This is a genomic window from Geodermatophilus sp. URMC 65, assembly GCF_053502545.1.
Genome location: NZ_CP199954.1, coordinates 3,261,624 through 3,280,298 on the forward strand (window position 1 = coordinate 3,261,624; position 18,675 = coordinate 3,280,298).

22 protein-coding genes are annotated in these 18,675 nt (G+C 76.6%); 18 read left to right on the plus strand and 4 right to left on the minus strand.

Going from position 1 to position 18,675, the window contains the following annotated elements; genetic code table 11:
- Position 1 precedes the first annotated feature (1 nt).
- The 9 genes from ACWIX7_RS15845 to ACWIX7_RS15885 all read left to right on the plus strand — a co-directional run bounded on the left by ACWIX7_RS15845 (position 2) and on the right by ACWIX7_RS15885 (position 7,896).
- The gene (locus ACWIX7_RS15845; protein WP_448617409.1) at positions 2-502 is read left to right on the plus strand and encodes a hypothetical protein; all 501 of its coding nucleotides are present in this window, start codon (positions 2-4) and stop codon (positions 500-502) included.
- Complete coding sequence (hemL, locus tag ACWIX7_RS15850; RefSeq protein ID WP_448617410.1) at positions 499-1,884, plus strand: glutamate-1-semialdehyde 2,1-aminomutase; 1,386 nt, start codon at positions 499-501, stop codon at positions 1,882-1,884. Before ACWIX7_RS15845 ends, hemL begins: the two co-directional genes overlap by 4 nt.
- The gene (locus ACWIX7_RS15855; RefSeq protein ID WP_448617411.1) at positions 1,884-2,519 is read left to right on the plus strand and encodes a histidine phosphatase family protein; all 636 of its coding nucleotides are present in this window, start codon (positions 1,884-1,886) and stop codon (positions 2,517-2,519) included. The genes hemL and ACWIX7_RS15855 overlap by 1 nt, the downstream gene beginning before the upstream one ends.
- Before the next feature lie 56 nt (positions 2,520-2,575).
- Positions 2,576-3,148 (plus strand): TlpA family protein disulfide reductase, encoded by a 573-nt coding sequence (locus ACWIX7_RS15860; RefSeq protein WP_448617412.1) that lies wholly within the window; start codon positions 2,576-2,578, stop codon positions 3,146-3,148.
- A complete protein-coding gene (locus tag ACWIX7_RS15865) occupies positions 3,148-3,963 on the plus strand; it encodes a cytochrome c biogenesis CcdA family protein (RefSeq protein WP_448617413.1) in 816 nt (271 codons plus the stop codon). The genes ACWIX7_RS15860 and ACWIX7_RS15865 overlap by 1 nt, the downstream gene beginning before the upstream one ends.
- Positions 3,960-5,636, plus strand: a complete 1,677-nt coding sequence (gene resB, locus ACWIX7_RS15870; RefSeq protein ID WP_448617414.1) for a cytochrome c biogenesis protein ResB — start codon at positions 3,960-3,962, stop codon at positions 5,634-5,636. The genes ACWIX7_RS15865 and resB overlap by 4 nt, the downstream gene beginning before the upstream one ends.
- The gene (gene ccsB / locus ACWIX7_RS15875) at positions 5,626-6,561 is read left to right on the plus strand and encodes a c-type cytochrome biogenesis protein CcsB (RefSeq protein WP_448617415.1); all 936 of its coding nucleotides are present in this window, start codon (positions 5,626-5,628) and stop codon (positions 6,559-6,561) included. Before resB ends, ccsB begins: the two co-directional genes overlap by 11 nt.
- Before the next feature lie 411 nt (positions 6,562-6,972).
- Positions 6,973-7,515, plus strand: coding sequence for a DUF6653 family protein (locus ACWIX7_RS15880; RefSeq protein ID WP_448617416.1), 543 nt, complete (start codon positions 6,973-6,975; stop codon positions 7,513-7,515).
- A gap of 147 nt (positions 7,516-7,662) precedes the next feature.
- Positions 7,663-7,896, plus strand: a complete 234-nt coding sequence (locus tag ACWIX7_RS15885) for a hypothetical protein (RefSeq protein ID WP_448617417.1) — start codon at positions 7,663-7,665, stop codon at positions 7,894-7,896.
- Between the two features lie 95 nt (positions 7,897-7,991).
- Here ACWIX7_RS15885 and ACWIX7_RS15890 read toward each other — a convergent pair whose 3' ends face one another.
- Positions 7,992-8,198, minus strand: coding sequence for a hypothetical protein (locus ACWIX7_RS15890; protein ID WP_091213534.1), 207 nt, complete (start codon positions 8,196-8,198; stop codon positions 7,992-7,994).
- 78 nt (positions 8,199-8,276) lie between these two features.
- On the opposite strand from ACWIX7_RS15890, the gene ACWIX7_RS15895 reads away from it, so the two are divergent.
- Together ACWIX7_RS15895 and ACWIX7_RS15900 are read left to right on the plus strand one after the other, a co-directional pair.
- Positions 8,277-8,750, plus strand: coding sequence for an Lrp/AsnC family transcriptional regulator (locus tag ACWIX7_RS15895; protein WP_448617418.1), 474 nt, complete (start codon positions 8,277-8,279; stop codon positions 8,748-8,750).
- Positions 8,734-9,051, plus strand: a complete 318-nt coding sequence (locus tag ACWIX7_RS15900) for a DUF4229 domain-containing protein (RefSeq protein WP_448617419.1) — start codon at positions 8,734-8,736, stop codon at positions 9,049-9,051. Before ACWIX7_RS15895 ends, ACWIX7_RS15900 begins: the two co-directional genes overlap by 17 nt.
- A gap of 74 nt (positions 9,052-9,125) precedes the next feature.
- Here the strand turns inward: ACWIX7_RS15900 and ACWIX7_RS15905 are convergent, their stop codons facing one another.
- Together ACWIX7_RS15905 and menE are read right to left on the minus strand one after the other, a co-directional pair.
- On the minus strand, positions 9,126-9,995 hold the full coding sequence (locus ACWIX7_RS15905) for a 1,4-dihydroxy-2-naphthoate polyprenyltransferase (RefSeq protein ID WP_448617420.1): 870 nt from the start codon (positions 9,993-9,995) through the stop codon (positions 9,126-9,128).
- Between the two features lie 3 nt (positions 9,996-9,998).
- A complete protein-coding gene (gene menE, locus ACWIX7_RS15910; RefSeq protein ID WP_448617421.1) occupies positions 9,999-11,174 on the minus strand; it encodes an o-succinylbenzoate--CoA ligase in 1,176 nt (391 codons plus the stop codon).
- 112 nt (positions 11,175-11,286) lie between these two features.
- Between menE and ACWIX7_RS15915 the strand changes: the two genes are divergently transcribed.
- The 4 genes from ACWIX7_RS15915 to ACWIX7_RS15930 all read left to right on the plus strand — a co-directional run bounded on the left by ACWIX7_RS15915 (position 11,287) and on the right by ACWIX7_RS15930 (position 14,708).
- Positions 11,287-12,222, plus strand: coding sequence for an o-succinylbenzoate synthase (locus ACWIX7_RS15915; protein WP_448617422.1), 936 nt, complete (start codon positions 11,287-11,289; stop codon positions 12,220-12,222).
- Complete coding sequence (menD, locus tag ACWIX7_RS15920; RefSeq protein ID WP_448617423.1) at positions 12,219-13,907, plus strand: 2-succinyl-5-enolpyruvyl-6-hydroxy-3-cyclohexene-1-carboxylic-acid synthase; 1,689 nt, start codon at positions 12,219-12,221, stop codon at positions 13,905-13,907. Before ACWIX7_RS15915 ends, menD begins: the two co-directional genes overlap by 4 nt.
- A 289-nt stretch (positions 13,908-14,196) precedes the next feature.
- Positions 14,197-14,361, plus strand: a complete 165-nt coding sequence (locus tag ACWIX7_RS15925; protein WP_448617424.1) for a hypothetical protein — start codon at positions 14,197-14,199, stop codon at positions 14,359-14,361.
- 5 nt (positions 14,362-14,366) lie between these two features.
- Entirely contained in the window at positions 14,367-14,708 is a 342-nt protein-coding gene (locus ACWIX7_RS15930; RefSeq protein WP_448617425.1) for an iron chaperone, read from the plus strand.
- 6 nt (positions 14,709-14,714) lie between these two features.
- Here the strand turns inward: ACWIX7_RS15930 and ACWIX7_RS15935 are convergent, their stop codons facing one another.
- Positions 14,715-15,989 carry an isochorismate synthase gene (locus ACWIX7_RS15935; RefSeq protein WP_448617426.1) on the minus strand — a complete coding sequence of 425 codons (1,275 nt, stop codon included), beginning with the start codon at positions 15,987-15,989 and terminating at the stop codon, positions 14,715-14,717.
- A 35-nt stretch (positions 15,990-16,024) separates the two neighbouring features.
- Between ACWIX7_RS15935 and ACWIX7_RS15940 the strand changes: the two genes are divergently transcribed.
- The 3 genes from ACWIX7_RS15940 (at position 16,025) to ACWIX7_RS15950 (ending at position 18,666) form a co-directional block, all read left to right on the plus strand.
- Positions 16,025-16,750: a demethylmenaquinone methyltransferase gene (locus ACWIX7_RS15940; RefSeq protein WP_448617427.1), complete on the plus strand. Its 726-nt coding sequence runs from the start codon at positions 16,025-16,027 to the stop codon at positions 16,748-16,750.
- Positions 16,751-16,997: 247 nt separating this feature from the next.
- Positions 16,998-18,257 (plus strand): geranylgeranyl reductase family protein, encoded by a 1,260-nt coding sequence (locus ACWIX7_RS15945; protein ID WP_448617428.1) that lies wholly within the window; start codon positions 16,998-17,000, stop codon positions 18,255-18,257.
- A 46-nt stretch (positions 18,258-18,303) separates the two neighbouring features.
- Positions 18,304-18,666, plus strand: a complete 363-nt coding sequence (locus ACWIX7_RS15950) for an NADH-quinone oxidoreductase subunit A (protein ID WP_448617429.1) — start codon at positions 18,304-18,306, stop codon at positions 18,664-18,666.
- Positions 18,667-18,675: the final 9 nt, after the last annotated feature.

Consider the following 18,675-nt stretch of genomic DNA (forward strand, 5'->3'; position numbering starts at 1 on the left):
GATGTCCTACGACGAGCCCGGGGGCTCCTGGCGGCCGTTCTGGCTGGTCGCCGGGGTCCTCGGGCTCGTCGTCGTCCTGGACCTGGTGCTGCCCGGCCCCGGCCTGTCGCCGCTCGTGTGGGTCCTGGCGGTGGTCGCCGTCCCGGGCGTGGCGGCCGCGGGCGTGGTCTCCGCCCGCCGCGCCTGGACGGTCCGGGTCGACGCCACCGGCGAGGACCCGGCGCTGTCGGTCGGCCCGGAACGGGTGCCGCTGGCCGACGTCGACGCCGCGCACCTGCGCGCGGTCGGCGCCGGGACGGCGGGGGTGGACGCCGGCGCCCCGGTGCTCGGCGGCGGCTGGTCGCTGCCCCGCGGCCGGTCGGGCCTGCCGCTGCGGACGACGGACGGGCGCACCGTGCTGGTGCCCACCCGCGACCCGGCTGCGCTGTCACGCGTCCTGCTCGCGGCTGTGTCGGACGTCCCCGGCGGCCGGTCCGAGAGGGAGGGGACACTGGGGTCGTGACCTCGCTGGACAGCCCCCCGTACGCCTACGAGGCCCCCGCGTCGGCCGACCTGTTCGCCCGCGCGCAGCGGGTCACCCCCGGCGGGGTCAACTCGCCCGTGCGCGCGTTCGGCGCCGTCGGTGGCACGCCGCGCTTCATGGCGCAGGGCCAGGGCGCGTACCTCACCGACGCCGACGGCCGCCGCTACGTCGACCTCGTCGCCTCGTGGGGTCCGCTGATCCTCGGCCACGCCCACCCCGCGGTCGTGGAGGCGGTCACCGCCGCCGCCCGCCGCGGCCTGACCTTCGGCACCCCGACCGAGGGCGAGGTGGAGCTGGCCGAGGAGATCGTCCGCCGGATGCCGCCGGTGGAGGAGGTGCGGCTGGTCAACTCCGGCACCGAGGCGGTGCTCTCGGCGGTGCGCCTGGCCCGCGGCGTCACGGGCCGCCAGGTCGTCGTGAAGTTCGCCGGCTGCTACCACGGCCACGTCGACGCGCTGCTGGCCTCGGCCGGCTCCGGCGTGGCCACCCTCGGCCTGCCCGACACCCCCGGCGTCACCACCGGCGCCGCCGCCGACACCGTCGTCCTGCCCTACAACGACGCGGCCGCGGTCGAGGCCGTCTTCGCCGAGCGGGGCAGCGAGATCGCCGCGGTCATCACCGAGGCCGCGGTCGGCAACATGGGCGTCGTCCCGCCGCTGGACGGCTTCAACCAGGCGCTGCGCCGCATCACCGCCGCGCACGGCGCGCTGCTGATCGTCGACGAGGTCATGACCGGGTTCCGGGTGTCCCGCTCCGGCTGGTACGGCCTGGACCCGGTGGACGCCGACCTGATGACCTTCGGCAAGGTCATGGGCGGCGGGCTGCCGGCCGCGGCCTTCGGCGGCCGCGCCGACCTCATGCAGCACCTGGCGCCGGCCGGGCCGGTCTACCAGGCGGGAACGCTGTCGGGGAACCCGGTCGCGGTCGCCGCGGGCCTCACCACGCTGCGGCACTGCACCCACGAGGTCTACGCCCGCTGCGACGAGGTCGCCGTCACCCTCCGCGGGGCGGCCAGCGCCGCGCTGTTCGCCGCGGGCGTCCCGCACCGCGTGCAGCAGGCCGGCTCCATGTTCTCGGTGTTCTTCGTCCCCGACGAGCGCACCGTGCGCAACTACGACGACGCCCGCTCGCAGGACGCCGCCCGCTACACCGCCTTCTTCCACGCGATGCTCGCCCGCGGCGTCTACCTGCCGCCCTCGGCGTTCGAGTCGTGGTTCGTCAGCGCCGCGCTCGACGACGAGGCCGTCGAGCGGGTCCTCGACGCCCTCCCGGCCGCCGCCCGCGCCGCGGCGGCCTTCGACCCGTCGTCCGCCCCGCCGGCCGAGGAGCCGGCCGACGCCTCCTCCGGGATGAGCACCTGATGGCCGAGCAGACCGTCGTCCACCTGCTGCGCCACGGCGAGGTCCACAACCCGGAGAAGGTGCTCTACGGCCGGCTGCCGGGCTACCGGCTCTCCGAGACCGGCGAGGCGATGGCCCTGGCCGCCGCCGAGTGGCTGACCGACAAGGGCCTCACCCACGTCCTGTCCAGCCCGCTGGAACGGGCGCAGCAGACCGCCGCGCCGATCGCCGGCAAGCTCGACCTGCCCGTGGAGATCGACGACCGGCTGATCGAGGCGGGCAACGCCTTCGAGGGCCTGCGGGTCGGCGTGGGGGACGGCGCGCTGCGCTCGCCCCAGCACTGGTGGAAGCTGCGCAACCCGTTGCGCCCGTCGTGGGGCGAGCCCTACGTGGAGATCGCCGCGCGGATGCTGGCCGCCGTCGAGGCCGCGCGGGACGCCGCCCGCGGCGCCGCGGCGGTGTGCGTCAGCCACCAGCTGCCGATCTGGACGCTGCGGCTGCACCTGGAGGGACGCCGCTACGCGCACGACCCGCGTCGTCGGCAGTGCGGTCTGGCCAGCGTGACCTCGCTGACCTACGACGGCGACCGCTTCGTGCGGCTGTCCTACGCCGAGCCCGCCGGTGCGACCCCCTCCGACGCGGTCCCCGGCGCATGAGGTGCTCCCCACGAGGACGGTCCGCCGGCGTTCCACGTCCGCGCGGGGGCCCCGGTGTGCCCGGGCTGCTCGGCGCCCTGGTCGGGGCGCTGGTCCTGACCGGCTGCGCCACCGGCACCGACGCCGTCGACGTCAACAACGGCGGGGAGTTCCGCTTCGTCCAGGGCACCCCCGCCGGCGAGGTCATCCCGCCCGACGGGCGCGCCTCCGCCCCGGACTTCTCCGGCACCCTGCTCGACGGCCGGGAGTTCGACTCCGGTGAGCTCGACGGCGGGGTCGCGGTGCTCAACTTCTGGGGTTCCTGGTGCGCGCCCTGCCGCGTGGAGTCGCCGCAGTTCCAGGAGGTCTACGCGGAGGTGCGCGACCAGGGGGTGCGGTTCCTCGGCGTCAACGTCAAGGACACCGACCAGCTGGCCCGCGCCTTCGAGGACAGCTTCGGCATCGAGTTCCCCTCGCTGGACGACCCGCGCGGCGAGGTGGCGCTGGCGTTCCGCGACTACCCGGCCAACGCCATCCCGTCCACCATCGTGCTCGACGCGCAGGGCCGGGTGGCCGCGGTCTACACCGGCGCGGTCGAGCAGGACGACCTGCGCGCGGTGCTCGACCTGCTGATGGCCGAGGAGGGCTGATGGGGGAGACCTTCAGCGGCCTGGTGACCGACGGCCCGCTGCTCGTGGCCGCCGCGGTCGCCGCACTGGTCGGGCTGGTCAGCTTCGCCTCGCCCTGCGTGCTGCCGCTCGTGCCGGGCTACCTCTCCTACGTCACCGGCCTGGTCGGCTCCGGTACCCGTCCCGCACCGGCTCGGGTGTCGGGCTCCGGCGGCACGGCGGTGGCGGTCCGGACCGACGAGCGCTCGCCTCGCGGCCGGATGGTGCTCGGCGCGGCGCTGTTCGTGCTCGGCTTCACCGCCGTCTTCGTCACCATCAGCACCGCGTTCGGCGGCCTGGGCCGGCTGCTGCTGCAGTACAACGACGAGATCACCCGCGTGCTCGGCGTCGTCACCGTCCTGGTCGGGCTGGGTTTCCTCGGGTGGCTGCCGCTGCTGCAGCGCACCAGGCGGGTGGCCTTCCGGCCCGCGACCGGCCTGGCCGGCGCCCCGCTGCTGGGCGTCGTCTTCGGACTGGGCTGGACGCCGTGCCTGGGCCCGACGCTCGCCGCGGTGCAGAACCTCGCGTTCCAGCAGGCCACCGCCGGCCGCGGTGCGCTCCTCGGGCTGGCCTACTGCCTGGGCCTGGGCGTGCCCTTCGTGCTGGTCGCGCTCGGCGCCCGCTGGGCGATGGGCGCCACGTCGTTCCTGCGCCGGCACGCGCGGGCGGTCACCCGGTTCGGCGGCGTCGTCCTCGTGCTCGTCGGCCTGCTGCTGGTGACCGGCGCCTGGACCGAGATGATGCGCTGGCTGCAGGGCTGGCTGGCCGCGAACGGCTTCGCGGAGAGCGTCCTGTGAGCACCGTCGCCCCGCCGCGGCCGGCCGCGGTGCCGCCGCCCCCTGCCCGCCCCTCCCTCGGCGCCCGCGCCCGGGGCCTGTGGCTGCGCTGGTGGCGCCGGCTCACTGCCATGCGGACGGCGATCATCCTGCTGTTCCTGCTGGCGCTGGCGGCGATCCCCGGGTCACTGCTGCCGCAGCGCTCGCTGAACCAGAACGCCGTCCGCCAGTACTCCGCCGACCACCCGACGCTGGCGCCGGTGCTCGACCGGCTCTACGCCTTCGACGTCTTCAGCTCGCCGTGGTTCGCCGCGGTGTACCTGCTGCTGTTCGTCTCGCTCATCGGCTGCGTCGTCCCCCGGCTGGTCGAGCACGTCCGCGCGCTGCGCGCCGCTCCGCCGCCTGCGCCGCGCCGGTTGCTGCGGCTGCCCGACTCCGCGGAGCTGGCCACCCCGCTGCCCGGCCCGGCCGCCCTCGACGTGGTCGAGGAGGAGCTGCGGGTCCGTCGCTTCCGCGTGGTCCGCCGCCCCGGGGCCGAGTCGGCTCCGCCGGGTCCCGCGGCATCCGGCGACGAACTGTCGGCCGAGAAGGGCTTCTGGAAGGAGACCGGCAACCTGCTGTTCCACCTGTCCCTGGTGGCGCTGCTGCTCGGCCTGGCAGGCGGCAAGCTGTGGGGCTACGAGGGCAGCATCCTGGTCACCGAGGGCCAGGGCTTCTGCAACTCCTTTCAGCAGTACGACACCTACTCCTCCGGCGCGCTGGTCGACGGCGCGGACCTCACCCCGCTGTGCGTCGACCTCGAGGACTTCCGCGCGGAGTACGAGGAGAACCTGACCGCGGCCTCCTACACCGCCGACATCCGCTACGGCGGGCCCGGCGAGGAGGGCCGGCCGACGACGATCGGCGTCAACGACCCCCTGCGGGTCGACGGCGACCGGGTGTACGTGACCGGGCACGGGTACGCGCCGCGGTTCACCGTCACCCTCCCCGACGGGACGGCGTTCACCGACGTCTCCGCGCCGTTCCTGCCCTCGGACCAGACGACGATGTCCAGCGAGGGCGCGCTCAAGCTCCCCGACCTCGGCGCCGGTGCCGAGGACCAGCTGGCGCTCGAGGGCTTCTTCGCACCCACCGGGCTGATGCAGGGCGGCGTCCTGACCTCGATCGACCCGAGGCCGCTCAACCCGGAGGTCGCGGTCCTGGCCTACCAGGGCTACCTCGGCCTGGACTCCGGCCTGCCGCAGTCGGTCTACTCCCTCGACCGCAGCCAGATCGAGCGCGGCCGGCTGACCGAGGTCGGCCGGGCCAACCTGGCGGTCGGCGAGACGCTGACCCTGCCCGACGGGACGGCGGTCACCTTCACCGGCGTCGACCAGTTCGCCGCGCTGCAGTTCTCGCACGACCCCGGGCAGGTCTGGGTGCTCGGCGCGGCGATCGCCCTGCTGGTCGGCCTGCTGGCGCTGCTCCTGCTGCGCCGGGAGCGCTTCTTCGCCCGCGTCGGCCCCGCCCCCGGCGGCGGCGGTACCGTGCTCTCCGTCGCTTCGCTGACGCGCGGCGGCGGCGAGAGCGCGACGTCCTTCGCCGAGCTGACCGGGCGGCTGCAGGCCGCGCTCGACGAGCGCGCCGCGACCCCCTCCGCCCCGCCGTCCGGCGGGGCCGCACCGGAACCGGAGGTCCCCCCGCGTGACCGTTGACCAGTCGCTGGCCGACCTGTCGGACACCCTGTTCTCGATCGCCGTCGCGCTCTACTCGGTCGCCGTCGTGGCGTTCTCGGCGCAGCTGGCGTTCGGCCGCCGCCCGGCACGCGAGCTGGTCCCCGCCGGGGCCGGGGCCGGGGCACTGAGCGAGGTGCCCGCCCCGCCGGCGCGCACCGACCGCTGGGGCCTGGCCGGGCTCGCGGTCACCGGCGTCGGCGCGGTCGTGCACGCCGGCGTGCTGGTCACCCGCGGGATGGCCGCCGACCGGCTGCCCTGGGGCAACATGTACGAGTTCGCCACCGCCGTCGTCCTCGTCGGCGTGGTGGTCTACCTGCTTCTGGCCGTCCGCGTGCCGGCCGTCCGCGACATCGGCGCCTTCGTCCTCGCACCGGTCGTCCTGGCGCTGGTGGCCACCGGGCTGTTCCTCTACACCGAGACCGGGCCGCTGGTCGCCGCGCTGCGCTCGAGCTGGCTGGCGGTGCACGTCTCCACGGCGATCCTCGGCTTCGGCATCTTCTTCGTCAGCGGGATCGCCAGCGTGCTGTACCTGCTGCGGCTGCGGTCCGACGCCCGCGGCGCCGAGGGCTCGTTCCTCTCCCGGCTGCCGAACGCGGTCACGCTGGACCGCGTCGCCCACCGCACCGCCGTCTTCGGCTTCCCGATCTGGACCTTCGCCGTCATCGCCGGCGCCATCTGGGCCGAGAGCGCCTGGGGCCGGTACTGGGGCTGGGACCCCAAGGAGACCTGGGCGTTCATCGCCTGGGTGGTCTACGCCGGCTACCTGCACGCGCGGACGACGGCCGGCTGGCGGGGGCGCCCCGCGGCGTGGGTCAACGTCGTCGGCCTGGTCGTGATGGTCTTCAACCTGCTGTACGTGAACATGGTGTCGACCGGCCTGCACAGCTACGGCGGGCTGGACTGAGGGAGGACACCGTCCTCCCCACCCCTCGCGAGCTCGGGCCGGGACGGGGCCGGACGGCGGGCCTGCCGCACGGGATCGTCACCCCCCGCTGAGCACCCGCACGGGGTGGATCGCCCTCCGAGCGGAGTGTCACGGGCGCCCGTCCCGAAGCCCGGACACAGCGTCGGGGGTTCTCCGCCCGGCCGTGCCGGCGGATCATCGTCCACGCCCGACACACCACCGGCGTGCGCGCGCGAGTCCTCCGACGAGGCGCTGAGCGGGAGGCCGGATCCTCGAGCGGGGAAGGCGGGCGCCATGGCCGGGACCGTCAGGCGGGGTGGGACGACGACGTCGAGCAGTGCCGCCGCGCCCGCGCCGTCCGGTGGCCGACCGGCGGAGGAGCGTGTCCCGCCGAGAGGGGACGGACCTGCCGTGACAGCCGATCCGCCCTCGCCCGGCGCCGTCACCACCGACGCCCGGCTGGCGCGGCTGTTCGGTTTGCGGGACGGCACCTGGCTGCGGCACGCCAACCCGGCGAGCGTCTGGGTCCGGTTCGCCGTCCTGCCGCTGATCGCCCTGTCGGTCTGGAGCCGGCGGTGGATCGGCCGGCGGGCGCTGCTGCCCCTCGGCGCGTCGCTGGTCTTCACGGTGGTCGAGCCGCTGCTGTTCCCCCCGCCGCGGTCGACCCGGAACTGGGCGTCGAGAGGGGTGCTGGGTGAGCGCATCTGGGCCGACCGGAACGCGGTCGACCTGCCGGAGGAGTTCCGGTCGACGGCCGTCCCGAACACCACCTACGCGTTCCAGTTCGCCGGGCTCGCCGCCCTGGTCCGCGGCCTGGTCGTGTTCGACCTGAGGTCCGTCGTCGGGGGGCTCCCGCTCGTGCAGTGCGCCAAGGTCTGGTTCATCGACCGGATGGTGCTGCTGTTCAGGACGATGGCCGACCGGGACCCGCGGTACGCCTCCTGGGAGTACTGACCGGCTCCCGCCCGGGAGGCGAACGAGCTCCACGTGCCGCGCCCGGCGTGTCGGCGACACGCCGAGGGTGGCCGTGCTTCCATGCCCCCATGTCGCGCCGGAGGGGGACGCCCCGTGGGTAGGCACTCGGCTTCGGAGGGGGCGGCGGTGCACCCCGTGGTCGCCGCCGCGCTCGCGCAGCGGACCGCGGACGTACCGGCCGGCCGGCACGGCGACCTGCGCGCCGAGAGCACCGAGAGCGGCCTCGGCTGGCCGGGCGACCCGACGACGCACGAGGGCCTGGGCTGGCCCGGCGGCACGACCCAGCAGGTCGCGGTCGCCACGCCTCCCGTCGAGCCGCAGCGGCGCCGCGGGTGGCGGCGCCTCTTCCGCGCCGCCTGAAAGAGGACCCTTCTACCCCCCACCGCTCACGAGCTCGTGGCAGGACCCTGCAGAGGGGCCGGCTGACTCGCTGGAGGTGCCTGACGAGTCGGCTGTTATGCCGGGGAGCCGTCGTCGCGCCGGGTGCGGCGCTCCAGCTCGCGCAGGAACTCGGGGTCGTCGTCCGGCGCGATCGGGCGGACGGCGCGCTGCGGGCGCGGCGGCCGAGGCGCGCGCACCCGGCCGGGACCACCCTTCTCCGCCGCCCGCAGCACCAGCACCACCACGGCGACCGCCACCACGAGCACCACCACGAAGGCCATGGCGGCCCACCCCCCTCGCCGATCGAGCCCGACTCCCCTCCACAGTACGTGCGCGGGCGATACTCGAACGCACACCCCGTGCGGTCCCGGCAGGAGGACAACGCCATCGACGCCGTCGACCAGAAGTTGATCGACCTGCTGCGCGCCAACGGGCGGGCGAGCTACGCCGAGCTGGCCCGGCGGGTCGGCCTCTCCTCGCCGGCGGTGCACGAGCGGGTGGGCAAGCTGGAGGCCGCCGGCGTCATCACCGGCTACCGGGCGGTGGTCGACCCGGCGGCGGTGGGGTTGGGCGTCACCGCGCTGGTGAGCGTGATCGAGAGCGACTCGGTCGACGACACCGGTGTCGAGGCGGGACTGGCCGCGCTGCCCGAGGTGGAGGACTGCTGGCGGGTGGCCGGCAGCGAGGGCTACGTGCTGAAGGTCCGCGTGACCGACATCCCGGCACTGGAGGCCACCATCGACGCGTTGAACCGGATCAGAGGCGTCGCCCGCACGCGGACGACGGTCGTGTTGAGCACCAAGTGGGAGGGCCGCCATGGCGGAGAGGGCTGAGCCGGCGGTGCCGGGCGCGCCGACCGGGGGGCCGGCGGCGCCGCCGAGGATCGCGCCCTGGCTGGTCATCTACACGGTGGGCCGGCTGGCCATCGCCGCCGCGCTCGTGCTGCTGCTGTGGGTGCTGGGCCTGGACTTCTGGTCCGGCGCGCTGTTCGGGCTGCTGCTGTCGATGCCGGTCTCGTACCTGCTGCTGCGGCCGTCGCGCGAGCGGCTCACCGAGGGCCTGGCCGCCCGCAGCGTCGCCCGCCGGCAGGCCAAGGCCGCGCGGGAGGCCCGCCTCACCGGCGACGGCCTCTGACGGCCCCTCCCGGGCTGGCCCCGTCCAGAGGCTCGCCGCGAGCTTGCGAGCGGTGAGGAGGACGGGGTCCTTCTTCAGCTGAGAGCCAGGCCGGCGCCGAGCAGCACGCCGGTGGCCAGCGTGAGCAGGCCGGTGCCCTGCAGCGCGGCGATCAGCGCCGGGCCGCGCCCACCGGAGAGCACGGTGCGCACCGGCGGCACCGCCAGCGGGACGGCGAGCAGCGCGAGCAGCGCCCAGGGCCGGGTTCCCCCGATCGCGACGACGACGGCGAATGCCACCGCGGGCAGCAGCGCGAACGCGACCCGGGTGCCGCGGTCGCCGAGCAGCACGGCCAGCGTGCGCTTGCCGACCGCGGCGTCGCCCTCGATGTCGCGCAGGTTGTTCACGACCAGCAGCGCCACCGACAGCAGGCCGATGGGCACCGCGGCGGCCACGGCCAGCCCGTCGACCGAGCCGGTCTGGGCGAACGTCGTCCCCACGACGGCCACCAGACCGAAGAAGACGAAGACGAAGACCTCGCCCAGCGCCCGGTAGCCGTAGGGGAGCGGGCCGCCGGTGTAGGTCCAGGCCGCCGCGATGCAGACCGCGCCGACCGCGACCAGCCACCAGCTCGACAGCGCCGCCAGCGCCAGCCCGGCGAGGCCGGCGACGGCGAAGGAGGCCAGCGCGGCGACCAGCACCTGCCGCGGGGTCGCCGCGCCCGAGCCGACCAGCCGCATCGGTCCGACCCGGACGGCGTCGGTGCCGCGGGTGCCGTCGGAGTAGTCGTTGGCGTAGTTGACCGCCACCTGCAGCGCGAGGGCGACCAGCAGGGCCAGCAGCGCCGGCACGAGCCGGAAGCCGTCGAGCGCCGCGGCGGCCCCGGTGCCCACGAGCACCGGGGCGAGGGCTGCGGGCAGCGTGCGGGGGCGGGCGCCGGCCAGCCACTGCGCGGGGGTGGCCACGGCCTAGCGCCTCCCGTCGAGGACCGCTGCGCCGGGAAGACGGGCAGCGAGGCCGCGGCGGTCGGGCTTGCCGGTGTGCAGGGTCGGGACGGCGTCGATGCGGTGCACCTCGCGCGGCGCGGCGGGCCCGCCCAGCCGCTCGGCCACCCACGGGCGCAGCGCCGCGAGGTCCGGCGTCGCGCCGGGCGCAGGGACGACTGCGGCGACCACCCGCTGACCCCACTCGTCGTCCGGCCGGCCGAAGACGACGGCGTCGAGGACGTCCGGGTGCTGGCGCAGCACGCCCTCCACCGCCTGCGGGGCGACGTTGACCCCTCCCGTGACGACGACGTCGTCCAGCCGGCCGTGCACGGTCAGCCGGCCAGCGTCGTCGAGCGTCCCGGCGTCGCGGGTGCGGAACCAGCCGCCGGCGAAGGCGGCGGCGGTGCCCTCCGGGTCGAACCGGTAGCCGAGCGCGAGGGTCGGCCCGGCGAGCTCGATGCCCGTACCGCCGGGCCCTGCGGCGTCCCCGCCGTCGGTCACCCGCACCCGCACCCCGTCCAGCGGCTCGCCGTCGTACACGCAGCCGCCGGCGGTCTCGGTCATCCCGTAGGTGGTCACCACGGCGACGCCCTCGTCGTGGGCGCGGGCCAGCAGGCCCGGGTCGGTGGCCGCGCCGCCGACCAGCACCGCGTGGAAGGCGCGCAGCGCGGCGGGCTCGGCGTCGAGGTACCGGCGCAGCTGGGTGGGCACCAGCGCGGTGCAGCGCCGTCCGGCCGGCATGCGCGCGACGGCGGCGGCCAGCGGCTCCCCGGGGCCGAGCACGGTCGGTGCGGTGCCGCCGAGGATCGACCGGCAGAGCACCTGGAGGCCGGCGATCGCCGAGACGGGCAGCGCGAGCAGCCAGGCGCCGGGACCGCCGAGCCGGCGCAGCGTGGCCTCGGCGGAGGCGCGCACCGCACCGGCCGACAGCAGCACGCCACGGCCGCCGCCGGTCGAGCCGGAGGTGACGACGACGAGGTCGGCGCCGTCCTCCAGCGGCTGCTCGGGCCGCAGCACCGCCCGGGCCGCCTCGACGGTGGCCGGCGGACCCGCGGGCAGCACCGCGAGCGGCGCCGTGCCGTCCAGGGCGGCGCGCAGCTGCGGCAGGAGCGCGAGGGGATCGGCCGGCGCGGGCACGGGGGTCAGGTGCCGGGGCACGAGGCCACACGGTACTTCGGTCCCCTGCAGGGTCCCGCCGCGAGCCCGCGAGTGGCGGGGGCAAGGGGGTCCTTCAAGTGGGGCAGGGGGCCCTTCTCCTACGCTGGCTGGTGTGATCGACACCGACGGGGCGCGGGTCTGGTCGGTGCCGATGCGGACCCGCTTCCGCGGCATCGACGTCCGCGACGGCGTGCTGGTGCAGGGCCCCGCCGGCTGGGGCGAGTTCTCCCCGTTCTGGGACTACGACGTCCCCGAGAGCCGCCGCTGGTGGGCCGCGGCGGTCGAGGCGGCCTGCGACGGCTGGCCGGCACCGGTGCGCGACGCGGTGCCGGTGAACGTGACCGTGCCGGCCGTGGGCCCCGAGCGGGCGCACGCGATCGTGACCGCCTCGGGCTGCCGGACGGCGAAGGTGAAGGTCGCCGAGCCGGGTCAGACGCCCGCTGACGACGTCGCCCGTGTCGAGGCGGTGGGCGACGCCCTCGGCCCGGGCGGCGCGATCCGGGTCGACGCGAACGCCGCCTGGGACGTCGACACCGCCGCCGCGCGCATCCGCGAGCTGGACCGGGTGGGCCTGGAGTACGTCGAGCAGCCGTGCGCGTCGCTCGAGGAGCTGGCCGCGCTGCGCCGGCGGGTCGACGTGCGGATCGCCGCCGACGAGGTCGTCCGCCGCTCGGCCGACCCGCTGCGCGTGGACCTGCGCGGGGTGTGCGACGTCGTCGTCCTCAAGGTGCAGCCGCTCGGCGGGGTGCGGGCGGCGCTCGAGGTGGCCGGGGCGCACGGCCTGCCGTGCGTGGTCTCCTCGGCGCTCGAGTCCTCGGTCGGCATCGCCGCCGGGGTGGCGCTGGCCGCCGCGCTGCCCGAGCTGCCGTTCGCCTGCGGGCTGGCCACCGTGGCACTCCTCGACGGCGACGTCACCAGCGACCCGCTGCTGCCGGTGGACGGCGCGCTCCCGGTGCGGCCGGTGACGCCCGACCGGCTGGCCGAGGTCGCCGCGGATCCTGAGGTGGAGGCGCGCTGGCGGGCCCGGCTGGACGCGGTGCGCGGGTGAACCCCTCGACCGCCCTCGCCCGGGTGCTCGTCGACGAGCTGGTCCGCGGCGGGGTCACCGACGCCGTGGTGGCGCCCGGTTCCCGCTCGGCGCCGGTCGCGCTGGCCCTCGCCGACGCCGAGCGCGCCGGCCGGCTGACCCTGCACGTGCGCATCGACGAGCGGACGGCGGCCTTCCTCGCCCTCGGCCTGGCCAAGGCGTCCGGGCGGCCGGTGCCGGTGCTGACCACCTCCGGGACGGCGACCGCCCACCTGCACGCCGCCGTGCTGGAGGCCGACGCCGCCGGGGTGCCGCTGCTCGCGCTGACCGCGGACCGGCCGCCGGAGCTGCGCGACACCGGTGCCAACCAGACCATCGCCCAGCCCGGCCTCTACGGCGGCGCGGTGCGCGCGGCGGTCGACGTCGGCGTGCCCGAGGCCGGCCGCGAGCAGGCGCAGAACCGCTACTGGCGCTCGCTGGTGGCCAAGGCGCTGCTGACCGCGCGCGGCGCGCTCTCCGGCGACCCGGGGCCGGTGCACCTCAACCTGCCGTTCCGCGAGCCGCTGCTGCCCGAGGACGCCGACGTGCGGACCGCCGGCCCGTGGTCCGGCCGGCCGGACGGTGCGCCCTGGACCGGCGGCCCGGTCGCGGCCGTCGTGCCGCCCGCCGACGCCGGGCCCGCCCGCACGCTCGTCGTCGTCGGGGACACGTCGCCCGCGCTCGGCCGGGCCGCCGCGGAGCTGGCCGCGGCGCGGGGATGGCCCGTGGTCGCCGAGCCGTCCAGCGGCGCCTGGTCGGCGTCCGTGCGCGGCGGTGCGCTGCTGCTCGGGGTGCCCGGCTGGCTGGCCGAGCAGCGGCCCGAGCGGGTGCTGGTCGTGGGGCGGCCGACGCTGTCCCGGCCGGTGTCGGCGCTGCTGGCCGACCCCGCCGTCCGGGTGGAGACGGTGGGGACGTCCCCGCGCTGGGCGGACGCGGGTCGCTCGACGACGTGGGTGGGCGGCCTGCCGGCACCCGGCGGGACCCCGGCGACCGCTGACCCGGCGTGGCGCGCGGCGTGGTGCGCCGCGGCCGACCGGGTCGGGACGGCGGTCGACGGCGTGCTCGACGCGCTGCCCGCGCTGACCGCCGGGCTGCTCGCCCGCGACCTGGTCGCCGCCCTGCCCGACGGCGCGCTGCTGGTGCTCGGCTCGTCGACGCCGGTGCGCGACGTCGACCGGCTGGCCGTCCCGCGGGCGGGGCTCACCGTGCTGGCCAACCGCGGGGTCGCCGGCATCGACGGGACGGTCTCCACGGCGGTGGGCGCGGCCCGCGTGCACGGCGGCCGGGCGTTCGCGCTGCTCGGCGACCTCACCCTGCTGCACGACCTCCAGGGGCTGCTGGTCGGCGAGGGGGAGCCGCGGCCGGACCTCACCCTCGTCGTCCCGGACAACGACGGCGGCGGGATCTTCGCCCAGCTCGAGCCCGGGCAGGCGCGGTACGAGGCCGGCTACCGGCGGGTGTTCGGCACGCCGCACGGCCGCGACCTGGTCGCGGTGGCCGAGGCGCTGGGCTGGCCGGCCGTGCGGGTGTCGACGTCGGCGGAGCTGGCCGACGCCGTCGCGGCGGGTGGACCGCGGGTGGTCGTCGTCCGCACCGACCAGCGCACCGAGGCGGAGCTGGCGGCGGCGCTGCGGGCGGCCGCAGGGGAGGCGCTCGACCACGGATGACCGGGGAGCGGCACCAGCTCACCGCCGACCAGGCCCTCCAGGTGCGAGCCCGGGCCCGGCGGCCGGGACCACCGGCTGCAGGGGCGGCCGGCGGCTCCACGAGGGAACGGGCCGCGGGGTCGGTCGGACGTGTCGGTGCTTACGCTTCCCGCCCTCCACTCGTCGGTGACCCTGCGGACGGTCTGTGGGCTGACCTGTGGGTTCGTCAGAGCAGCCGCACCTCGGGCGGGACCGCGACCTTGTTGCAACTCGTTCGCGATCCCTCGGGGAGGCGGCTAGCGTCGGCCCCATGACGTCGCTGCAGCAGGCTCCTGCCGGGCTCCCGGAGACCGGCGGGAGCCTGCTGCGGCCCGCGACGCCCGAGGAGCTGGTCGCCGTCCGCGCCCTCGTCCTCGACGTCCCCGCCCGGGACGGGACCGGGCCGGCCACGGTGTCGCGCGCGGCGGCCGACTGATGGCGGTGCAGGCACCGGTCGACCAGTACCTGGCCGGCCTGCCCGGCGACGTCCGCGAGCGGGTCGAGCAGGTCCGTCAGGCGGTGGCGGCGGCCGTGCCGGGCGTCGACCAGACCGTCCGGCACGGGTTGCCGACGTTCACCGTCGACGGCCGGTCGCTGGTCCAGGTCGCGGTCTGGACACGGCACGTGGCGCTCCACCCGCTGCCGCAGCAGCTGGCCGACCCGGAGCTGGAGGCGGCCGTGGCCCCGTACCGCGGCGCCGAGGACGCGATGCGCCTGCCGCACCGCGACCCGTTGCCGCACGAGCTGGTCCGTCGCGTGGTCGAGGAGCTCGCCCGACGCTGACCCGCGTCAGCTCTCCAGCGCGGCCTGGAAGGCGGCGAACTTGGCCTGGGTCTCGGCCAGCTCCGCGGCCGGGTCGGAGCCGGCGACGATGCCGCAGCCGGCGAACAGCCGCGCCGTGGCCGGGTCGTCGTCGGCCAGCTGGGCGCAGCGCAGCGCCAGGCCGAACTCGCCGTCCCCGCGGGCGTCGACCCAGCCGACGGGGCCGGCGTAGCGGCCGCGGTCCATGCCCTCCAGCTCGCCGATCAACGCGGCGGCGTCGTCGGTCGGGGTGCCGCAGACGGCGGCCGTCGGGTGCACCGCGCCGACCAGCTCCAGCAGCCCGGCCCGGCCGCGGGCGCCGCCGCGGTGCTGGACCCCGGCGACGTCGGTGGCCAGGTGGCGCACGTTGGCCAGCGTCAGCAGCTCCGGCTCCTCCGGCGCGGTCAGCGTCGTGCAGTACGGCTCCAGCGCCCGGACCAGCGAGTCGACGGCGAGGGCGTGCTCGGCGCGGTCCTTGGCCGAGGCCAGCAGGCCCTCGGCCAGCCGCTGGTCTTCGGCGCCGGCGCCGCGGGGCGCGGTCCCGGCCAGGACGCGGGAGGACAGCCGGCGCCCGGTCCGGCGCAGCAGCAGCTCCGGCGTGGCGCCGAGCAGGCCGTCGACGGCGAAGGTCCAGCAGTCCGGGAAGCGGGCGGCCAGCCGGGCGAGCAGTGCGCGCGGGTCCAGCGGCGCGTCAGCGGTGACCAGCAGGTCGCGCGCCAGCACCACCTTGGCGAGCTCCCCGGCGCCGATGCGCGCCACGGCCGCGGCCACGGTCGCGCACCACGAGGCCGGGTCGAGCGCGCCGTCGGCGTAGCGCAGCCGGCCGAGCGGCGCCGGGGCGGTGGCGGGCGCGGTGGCCAGCACGTCGGCGGGGTCGGAATCCCCGGTCGTGGTGAGCCAGGCGGCGCCGTCCCGCCGGCCGACGACGACCTCGGGGACGACGAACACCGACGTCCCGGCAGCCGGGTCGAAGGCGATGCTGGCGAACACGACCGGCCCGGAGCCGGGCACCTCCGCCCGGTCGTCGACGTCGAGGCCGGCGCTGAGGGTCTCCCACCACTCGGCCGCCTCGGCCAGGGCACGGGGGCCGGTGACCTCCAGCCGGGCCGCCTCGCCCCAGCCGACCAGGCCCTCCCCGCGGCGCACCCAGGACAGCGCGCCGGCGGCCGGCAGCAGCCCGAGCAGGGCGGGGGGCTCGAGCAGCGGCGTCGTGGTGACGACGGGCGTGACCGCACCCGGTGTGGTCACGGCTGCCGCTGTCACGGTCCCAGCGTAGGCAGCCGGTAGCGTCGCCCGTCGTGGCAGAACGGCGAGACAGCGCACACACCGCGGGGCTGAGGGCCGGTCTGGACAAGCAGCCGGCCGACGTCGCGGCCATGTTCGACCGGGTCGCCGCGCGCTACGACCTCACCAACACGGTGCTCTCCGGCGGTCTCGACACCTCCTGGCGGCGGGCCACCCGCGAGGCGCTCGGCGCCCGTCCGGGGCAGACCGTGCTCGACGTCGCCGCCGGGACGGCGGTGTCGACGGTCGAGCTGGCGGCCGGCGGCGTGCGCGCCATTGCCTGCGACTTCTCCCAGGGCATGCTGCGGGCGGGCGCGGCGCGGCCGGTGCCCAAGGTGGCCGGTGACGCCATGGCGCTGCCGCTGGCCGACGGGAGCGTCGACGGCGTGGTCATCTCCTTCGGCCTGCGCAACGTCGCCGACCCCGACGCCGCGCTGCGCGAGTTCGCCCGGGTCACCCGCCCCGGCGGGACGCTGGTGGTCTGCGAGTTCTCCAGCCCCACCTGGGCGCCGTTCCGCACCGTCTACACCGAGTACCTGATGCGCGCGCTGCCGCGGATCGCTCGCGCGGTGAGCAGCAACCCCGAGGCCTACGTCTACCTGGCCGAGTCGATCCGGGCCTGGCCCGACCAGCCGGCGCTCGCCACCCGGCTGCAGGCCGCCGGCTGGTCCGACGTCGCCTGGCGCGACCTCACCGGCGGCATCGTGGCGCTGCACCGCGGCCGCAAGCCGCTCGCCTGAGGGAGGACCCCTCCTCGCCACCCTCGTGGAGCACCCCTCGCCCCACCGCTCGTGAGTTCGCGCCGGGACCCTGCAGGGGGCCGGTGCCCCGGAGGGGTCGGTCCGTCCGGGTCGAGACACAAACGTGACGCAGTCGTTCTGGACGGCCACTTGTCACCAAGGTCACACCGCGGCCTAGAGTAGGGACCGGACGACTTTGTGAAGCAATTCACAAAGTCGCCGGGGAACTCGAACGGAGGGGGTCGAGGTGGACGACGGCGACCGGCGGGCCGACGTGGTCGTCGTGGGCGCCGGTCCGGCGGGCTCCTCGGCCGCGTGGCACCTCGCCCGCGGCGGTCTCGACGTCGTCGTCCTGGAGAAGGCCCGGCTGCCCCGCGAGAAGGTCTGCGGCGACGGGCTGACCCCGCGCGCCGTCAAGGCGCTCGACGGCATGGGCGTCGACACCACCGGCTGGGTCCGCCACAAGGGGCTGCGGGTCACCGGCGGCGGCCAGGTGGTCGAGGTCGACTGGCCGACCCTCGAGCGCTGGCCGGGCCACAGCCTGGTCCGCAGCCGCCGCGACCTCGACGCCGGGCTCGCCGCGCACGCGGTCGCGGCCGGCGCCCGGGTGGTGCAGGAGGTCACGGTCACCGGCCCGCTGCTCGACGACGCCGGCCGGGTCGCCGGGGTGCACGCCGAGGAGGGCCCGGACCGGGCGCCGACCACCTGGCGCGCGCCGCTGGTGGTCTCCGCCGAGGGCCTCTCCGGCCGGCTGGCCAAGGCGCTGGGCCTGCTCCGGCGGGAGGACCGACCACTCGGCGTTGCCGTCCGCCGGTACGTGGCCTCCCCGCGCACGCACGACGACTACCTGGACGTCTCCTTCGACCTCTCGCCCGCCGGCCCGAGCGCGGACTCGATGCCCGGGTACGGGTGGGCCTTCGGCATGGGCGACGGCACCAGCAACACCGGCTTCGGCCTGCTCGACGCCCGCCGCGGCACCGGCGCGGAGCCGCGGGCGGTGCTGCGCGAGTGGCTGGCCACCCTCCCGCCGGAGTGGCAACTCGGCGAGGAGCACGCGGTGACCCCGCTGCGGGGCGCCGGCCTGCCGATGGCCCTGCACCGCGGGCCGGCCTACACCCGGGGGCTGCTCCTGGCCGGCGACGCCGCCGGCACGGTCAACCCGTTCAACGGCGAGGGCATCAGCTACGCGCTGGAGACCGGGCGGATGGCCGCGGAGGCCGCCGTCGAGGGTCTGGCCGCGCCGGGGGGCCCGGCCCGCGAGGCCGTGCTGCGCCGGTACCCCGACCGGCTGCGCGAGGAGTACGGGCGGCACCACCGGCTGGGCACCGGCTTCCTCGCACTGCTGGCCCGCCCGGACCTGGTCCGCTTCGCGACCGCGCACGGGCTCAAGCGGCCAGCGCTGGCGGCCCGGGCGCTGCGGCTGACCAGCAACCTCTCCGACGGCCGGGACGGCGACCGGTTCGACCGCGCCGTCGCCGTCCTGACCCGACTGGCCCCGGCGGTCTGACGTGGCCGCCCCCGACCCGACCCGCGACGACGAGAGGTAGGCGCTGGTGCTCTCGCAGTACGTCCCGATCGTCGGCCTGTTCGCCCTGGCCGCGGCCTTCGCGCTGTTCTCCGTGACGGTCGCCCCGTTCGTGGGCCCCCGCCGGTACAACCGGGCCAAGCTGGCCGCCTACGAGTGCGGCATCGAACCGGTGGACCAGCCGCTGACCGGCGGCCGTTTCCCGATCAAGTACTACCTGACGGCGATGATCTTCATCGTCTTCGACATCGAGATCGTCTTCCTCTACCCGTGGGCCGTCGCCAACGACGCGCTGGGCGTCTTCGGGCTGGTCGAGATGGTCGTCTTCATCGGCACCGTGTTCATCGCCTACGTCTACGTGTGGCGGCGCGGCGGCCTGGACTGGGACTGAGAGGCCTTC